Below are 6,446 nucleotides of genomic sequence, written 5' to 3'. Positions count from 1 at the left end.
CCGACTTCCCCACCCCCGATCCCCCGGAGGAGCACGTGCACCTCGATCACCCCGGCACCACCTACCCCGAGCGGCACAGCAGCTCGGCGACGGTCCGGCCCGACGGCAGCCGTCGTGCGCTCCGCGTCGGCCTGGGCGGACCCGTGGGTTCCGGTAAGACCGCCACCGTCGCGGCCCTGTGCCACGCGCTGCGCGACCGGCTCTCGCTTGCCGTCGTCACCAACGACATCTACACCCGCGAGGACGCCGAGTTCCTGCTGCGTGAGGCCGTGCTGCCGCCGGAGCGGATCGTCGCGGTGGAGACCGGCGCCTGTCCGCATACCGCGATCCGGGACGACATCTCCGCCAACCTGGAGGCGATCGAGGACCTGGAGGACGAACTCGGGCTGGTGGATGTGGTGCTGGTCGAGTCCGGCGGCGACAACCTCACCGCGACCTTCTCCAAGGGGCTGGTCGACGCGCAGATCTTCGTCATCGACGTGGCGGGCGGCGACGACATCCCCCGCAAGGGCGGCCCGGGCGTCGCCACGGCCGATCTGCTGGTCGTCAACAAAACCGACCTCGCCCCCTACGTCGGCTCCGACCTGGAGGGCATGGCGCGGGACGCCGAGGAACAGCGCGGCGAACTGCCGGTGCTCTTCCAGTCGTTGCGCGGTGAGCCCGGCGTCGGGCCGGTCGCGGACTGGGTGCGCGGACAGTACGCCGCCTGGACGGCGAAGACATCCCTCCCGGCATGACGGCACCTGCAGCCGCCGGCGCGACCGCAGCCGCACCGCCGCCCGCCTCCGGCGTCAGCGCCCGCGCCCGGATCGCCGCCGAACCCGACGGACGCGGCGGCACCGCGCTGCCGCTGCTCAGCGGCGCGGGTCCGGTCGCGCTGCGCCGTACCCGCTCGGCCGACCCGGCGGCGGCACGGGTCACGCTGGTCGGGGCGATGAGCGCGCCGCTGGGCGGGGACCGGCTCGCCGTCGAGACCCGGGTCGCGGCAGGCGCGGCGCTGCGGGTGGACGGCAGCGCCGCCACCCTCGCACTGCCCGGCCGTACGGGGGAGCCGGCGCGCTACGACGTACGCCTCGAGGTCGGCGAGGAGGGCAGGCTGCACTGGCTGCCGGAACCGCTGATCTCCGTACGCGGCAGCGAGCTGCGGCAGCGCGTGAGTGCCGAACTGGCGCCCGGCGCACGCCTCGTGGTGCGGGACGAGCAGGTGCTCGGCCGCACGGGGGAGGGGCCGGGCAGGCTCAGCAGCCGGCTCACCGTGCGCCGTGGCGGGCGGCCACTGCTCGACCAGCAGCTCGACTTCGGTCCTGGCGCCCTCGGGTGGGACGGCGGCGCGGCCCTGGGCGGCTACCGTGCGGTGGGTCAACTCCTCGTGGTCGGCCCGGAGTTGACGGCGAGGAAGCCGGAGGCGTCGCGGGTGCTGGGGGACACGGCCGTCGTCACGCCGCTGGTGGGGCCCGCATTGCTGGTCACCGCCGTCGCACCGGACGCGCTTCAGTTGCGGCGGACGCTCGATTCCGCACTGACGTTCACGTCTTGGTAAAGAACGCTCCGTTGCCCTGTGCCTTACCGTCCGCGACGATGAAGGATCCCCTCTGAAGACCACCACAGTGGTCGACAGCCACCACCGTGGTCACCGACCACCGCCACAACGCGGCAGTACCCGGAGGGGGAACACACGTGAACAGACGGAAGGCGGCCATAGCCGCCGCCGGCACCATCGCCGCCGGAGCCCTCACGGCGGGGCTCATATCCGTTCCGTCAGCGCTGGCGGACGGCAGCGGCAGCCGGGCGCAGCAGACCGAGCGCTCCGGCGCCGCCGAGGCGCGCGGCGTCCAGCAGGCCGCAGCCCGCGCGGCGCGCGCCGGTGTCGACTGGAAGGAGTGCCCCGCGGACTGGGGTACCAAGAAGGGCGTCGAGTGCGGCTGGGTGACGGTTCCGCTCGACTATGCCAAGCCGAACGGCAAGCAGATCCGGCTCGCCGTCGACCGGGCTCGCTCCACCGGCGGCAAGGAGAAGCGGCAGGGCTCCCTCGTCTACAACCCGGGCGGCCCCGGCGGCTCGGGACTGCGCTTCCCCAACCGCATCCCGGACAAGAACCCGCTGTGGACCAAGGCCGCGACCGCCTACGACTTCGTCGGCTTCGACCCGCGCGGTGTCGGCCACTCGGCGCCCATCTCCTGTGCCGACCCCCAGGAGTGGGTCAAGGCCCCCAAGGCCGACCCGGTGCCCGACAGCGAGGCCGACAAGCTCGCCCAGCGCAAGCTCGCCAAGGAGTACGCGGACGGCTGCAAGGAGCGCAACGGCGCGCTGCTCGCCCAGATGACCACGCCCAACGCGGCGCGTGACCTCGACGTCATCCGCGCCGCACTCGGCGACAAGAAGCTCAACTTCCTCGGCGTCTCCTACGGCACCTACATGGGCGCCGTCTACGCCGAGCTCTTCCCCGGCCACATCCGGCGGATGATCACCGACAGCGTGGTCAACCCCTCGACGAAGAAGATCTGGTACGACGTCAACCTCGACCAGGACGTGGCCTTCCAGACCCGCTGGGACGACTGGAAGAAGTGGGTGGCCGAGCACGACGACGTCTACGGCATCGGCTCGACGCCCGAGAAGGTGGAGGCCAAGTGGCGCGAGCTGCGCGCCACCGCCAAGAAGGACCCCATCGGCGGCGTCGTCGGCCCGTCCGAGCTGCTGGGCTTCTTCCAGAGCGCGCCGTACTACGACTCCGCGTGGGCCGAGGTCGCGGCGGTGTGGTCCGCCTACCTCAACGGCGACGAGAAGCCGCTGGTCGAGGCCGCGGGCCCGGACATGTCCGACGTCGCGGGCAACAAGGCGAGCGAGAACGGCAACGCCGTCTACACCGCCGTCGAGTGCAACGACGCCAAGTGGCCGCGCGACTGGAAGACCTGGGACCGGGACAACACCCGGCTCCACGAGAAGTATCCGTTCCTCACCTGGTCCAACGCGTGGATGAACTACCCGTGCGCCGTCTGGCCGCTCAAGCAGCACGACGCGCTGGAGATCCGCGCCAAGACCTCGCACCCCGTGCTGCTGATCCAGGCCACCAGAGACGCCGCCACCCCCTACCCGGGCGGTGTCGAGCTGCACAAGCGTCTCAAGGGCTCCCGGCTGATCACGGAGAAGGACGCCGGCTCGCACGGCATCACCAACCTGGAGAACCCCTGCATCAACAAGCGCGTCGACGCCTACCTGCTCAAGGGCACCGTCGACAGCAAGGATGTGACCTGCGCCCCGCATGCCACCCCTGAGCCGGTCAAGTCCCCGGCCAAGGCGACCGCCAAGGCTGAGGCCGCAGCGGTGCCCGCGCTCACGCCGTGAGCCCGGGGCTTGCCTTGCACAGCTTGATCAGGTGAGGCGGTGCCACTGCCCGAGGGGTGCGGGCTGCGGGTGAGCTGTCCATGCTCGCGCCGTTCCCCGCGCCCCTTCGGGGCGCCCCTCAGCGCTGGTTCTCCGCGAGTCGGCGGTCCTCGGCCGCGTAGTCGAACAGATCGCCCTTCGGGTCGTACGCTGCCGCCATCTCCGGCAGCGCTTCACGCCAGTCCCGACCGCGGATCTGCCCGAGCAGCCAGTCGACGGTTTGCGGCAGCGCCTGCTCGTACGTCGTCACCGGCCGGTAGCCCAGCTCCCGTTCGGCTGCGGCCATGTCCAGCACCAGCGGATGCGGCAGCGACCACGGGGTACGGCCCACCGTCGGCGCGTCCTCGGGCGGGGCGCCGTCCAGCAGCACCGTCCGGCACTCCCAGCCGAGTACCTCGTCGTGCAGCTCCGCGATCCGGGCCACCGTGGGCGCCTCGGGGTCGGCCGCGTTCAGCACCCTCGTCGCGGGCTGCCGCGCGGCCAGCCGCACCAGTTCCGCGATGTTGTCGACGTGTACGGGGTGGAAGCGGCTCTCCCCGCGGTGGGCCAGCACGCGGACCCGGCGCCCGTCCAGCCACCGTTTGACGAAGTGCAGCTCCCGCGGGGTGCGGGACCACGGGCCGTGGACCGCGCCCGCGCGCAGCAGGGTGACGGGCAGTCGGTCGCCCAGCGACGTCAGCTCGTTCTCGATCAGCACCTTGCGGGAGCCGTACTCGTCGCGGCCGGGCGGAACGGTGCGGTACGTCTCCGGGATCGGCACCGGAAAGCGCGGGGCCCCGTCCGGGTCCGCCATGGTGGCGAAACTGCGGCCGTTGTCGTCCTCGTACACCGCGCCGCTGGAGAGGACGACGGCGGAGCCGAGCAGGTCGGCCAGGCCCGCGATCTGGCGGGCGTGCGCGTGCGTCATGGCCGTGACGTCCAGCAGCAGTTCGCAGCCGTCGCCGACGGCCCGCTCCAGCGCGCCTTCCTCGTCCCGGTCCACCGCGGCGGCGGTCACGCCCTCCGGCCAACCGGCACCCGCTCCGCCGCTGCGGGATGCCGCCGTCACCTCCCACCCGTCCTCGGCCAGTGCGCACACCGCGGCCCGGCCGATCTGTCCCGTCGCACCCAGCACAAGTGCCCGTGATCCACCCATGGCTGCACGCTAGGGCGGCGGCGCCCGCGGTGACCAGAAAGTTCAGCGCGCGAGGGTTACGCCGAGGGCTGACGGCCGGCCCTCAGCTCACCGATCCGCTGCTCTTCCGCGGCTTGTCCTTGTTCTCCCTGCGCTGCTTCTCGCGGGCCCGCTCCTCGGCCCGGGCCGCCTTCGCGTCGGGCGCGTACATGTCCACGTACTCCTGGCCCGACAGCCGCATGATCTCGTGGATGATCTCGTCGGTCACGGCCCGCAGCACCGTCCGCTCGTTCTCCATCCCGGCGAACCGTGAGAAGTCCAGCGGCTTGCCGAACCTGATCGTCACCCGGCCCATACGCGGCACCTTCCGCCCCGGCGGCTGGAGTTCGAAGGTGCCGACCATCGCGCAGGGGATCACCTTCACCCCGGCGCCGAGGGCCATCGCGGCGACGCCGACCCGGCCCTTGTAGAGGCGGCCGTCGTGGGAGCGGGTGCCCTCGGGATAGATGCCGAGCAGCTCGCCCTTGCGCAGGACGCCGAGCCCTTCGTCGATGGCGGCCTGACCCGCGCCCTTCCCGGAGCGGTCGACGGGGATCTGGCCCACGCTGTGGAAGAACGCCGCCGTCAGCCGTCCCTTCAGGCCGGGCCCGGTGAAGTACTCGGCCTTGGCCAGGAAGGTGATCCGGCGCTTGAGGATCGCGGGCATCACGAAGTGGTCGGAGAAGGACAGATGGTTTCCGGCGACGATCGCGGGTCCTTCGTCCGGCACGTTCTCCAGCCCCTCGATCCGGGGCCGGAACACGAGCCGCAGCAGCGGCCCCAACAGCACGTACTTCAGTACGTAATAGAACACGGGGTCACCTCTGGCTCTACCGTATCGACTCAGCGGTCGCGTTGTCGCAGGTCGGGACGGTCGCCGGGGGTGCTGCGGCGCGGTGCGCCGCCGGCCACCTGAGACCACGTCTGTTCCGACCCATGCTGACTCCCCGCTGACTTCCTGACTGACCATCAGGTGGTGTGATCGAGGTAACGTATCGTAGCGCCTGAGGCCCGAGGCGTCCGCCCAACACGGACGCGACGGGCCGGCGACCCCCGACAGTCGCTGGGCGGAGCCCGGCCGGGGTCGGCCGTATCAGCCGTATCAGCCGCGTCGGCCGTATCAGCTGTTCACATCGCGGCGGGCGAAGGCCGCGGTGCCCAGGCCGACGAGCACGGCAGCGGTCCCGGCGAGGACGGAGACGTCGGCCCACTGGAAGCCGTGCTTCAACGGCTCGCTCCCGATGTAGTAGTGGAAGGGGGACAGCCGGGCGAGCCAGTCGGCGCCGAGCTGGGCGGCGAAGGCGTGGGCGGTGTAGGTGAGCACGCCGACGGCGGCGGTGCCGGCGAGGACGACGACGCGGCGCCCGGAAGCGGCTCCCAGGCCGGTCGCCAGGGCGCCGAACACGATCGCCAGCAGCGCCAGGTTGACGCACTGCGCGAGGAATTCCACTGGGGTGATGCTGGTGAGGTCGGCGCTGCCGCGGACGGCGAGCATCGCCACCCAGACCAGGGCCGAGACGGCCACCGCTCCGGTGACCAGAGCGCCGAAGCGCTGGAGGAGCAGGCGGGAGCGGGGGAGGGGGTGGGCGAGGAGCAGGTCGAGCTGTCCGGACTCCTCCTCGCTCGCGGTGGTGCGGGAGCCGGTGGCCGTGCCGTAGATCGTGGCCAGCAGCGGCACGATCAGCCCGAAGACGCTGGTCTGGAGATAGCCGGCGGCGGTGGCGTCGGTGTGCAGGGCCTCGCGCATCGCCTCGGGCAGGCTGGCCGTGTTCTCCTTCTGCGAGGGGTAGGTGGAGGCGTACATCATGCCGATCGTCGCGGTGCCCAGCGTCCAGCCCAGCAGGCTGCGGCGGCTGTCGGACAGGGACTTGGTGTAGATCGCGGTGTTCATGGCGGTCGGGTGTCCTCTCGG

6 protein-coding genes are annotated in these 6,446 nt (G+C 71.9%); 3 read left to right on the top strand and 3 right to left on the bottom strand.

Going from position 1 to position 6,446, the window contains the following annotated elements:
- Positions 1–35 precede the first annotated feature (35 nt).
- The 3 genes from ureG (at position 36) to ITI46_RS09885 (ending at position 3,342) form a co-directional block, all read left to right on the top strand.
- Positions 36–737: an urease accessory protein UreG gene (ureG, locus tag ITI46_RS09895; protein WP_209239079.1), complete on the top strand. Its 702-nt coding sequence runs from the start codon at positions 36–38 to the stop codon at positions 735–737.
- Positions 734–1,540, top strand: a complete 807-nt coding sequence (locus tag ITI46_RS09890) for an urease accessory protein UreD (RefSeq protein ID WP_209239075.1) — start codon at positions 734–736, stop codon at positions 1,538–1,540. The genes ureG and ITI46_RS09890 overlap by 4 nt, the downstream gene beginning before the upstream one ends.
- Positions 1,541–1,677: 137 nt before the next feature.
- Positions 1,678–3,342 carry an alpha/beta hydrolase gene (locus tag ITI46_RS09885; RefSeq protein ID WP_209239074.1) on the top strand — a complete coding sequence of 555 codons (1,665 nt, stop codon included), beginning with the start codon at positions 1,678–1,680 and terminating at the stop codon, positions 3,340–3,342.
- 118 nt (positions 3,343–3,460) lie between these two features.
- Here the strand turns inward: ITI46_RS09885 and ITI46_RS09880 are convergent, their stop codons facing one another.
- From ITI46_RS09880 to ITI46_RS09870, 3 genes are all read right to left on the bottom strand, one after another.
- The gene (locus ITI46_RS09880; RefSeq protein ID WP_209239073.1) at positions 3,461–4,516 is read right to left on the bottom strand and encodes an NAD-dependent epimerase/dehydratase family protein; all 1,056 of its coding nucleotides are present in this window, start codon (positions 4,514–4,516) and stop codon (positions 3,461–3,463) included.
- An 82-nt stretch (positions 4,517–4,598) separates the two neighbouring features.
- Positions 4,599–5,348 carry a lysophospholipid acyltransferase family protein gene (locus ITI46_RS09875; protein WP_209239072.1) on the bottom strand — a complete coding sequence of 250 codons (750 nt, stop codon included), beginning with the start codon at positions 5,346–5,348 and terminating at the stop codon, positions 4,599–4,601.
- A gap of 306 nt (positions 5,349–5,654) precedes the next feature.
- A complete protein-coding gene (locus tag ITI46_RS09870) occupies positions 5,655–6,425 on the bottom strand; it encodes an efflux permease Rv1217c-related protein (RefSeq protein ID WP_209239071.1) in 771 nt (256 codons plus the stop codon).
- Positions 6,426–6,446: the final 21 nt, after the last annotated feature.

Source organism: Streptomyces oryzae, assembly GCF_017676365.1.
In the GTDB taxonomy this organism is placed as follows: Bacteria; Actinomycetota; Actinomycetes; order Streptomycetales; family Streptomycetaceae; genus Streptomyces; species Streptomyces oryzae.
The sequence above is the reverse complement of the archived record's forward strand: the minus strand, read 5'-3'. Positions and strand labels throughout refer to the sequence as shown.

What these genes read in the sequence shown, in the direction of transcription:
- ITI46_RS09870 (WP_209239071.1), bottom strand. Translation starts at nt 6,425, where the DNA reads ATGAACACCGCGATCTACACCAAGTCCCTGTCCGACAGCCGCCGCAGC.
- ITI46_RS09890 (WP_209239075.1), top strand. Translation starts at nt 734, where the DNA reads ATGACGGCACCTGCAGCCGCCGGCGCGACCGCAGCCGCACCGCCGCCC.
- ITI46_RS09880 (WP_209239073.1), bottom strand. Translation starts at nt 4,516, where the DNA reads ATGGGTGGATCACGGGCACTTGTGCTGGGTGCGACGGGACAGATCGGC.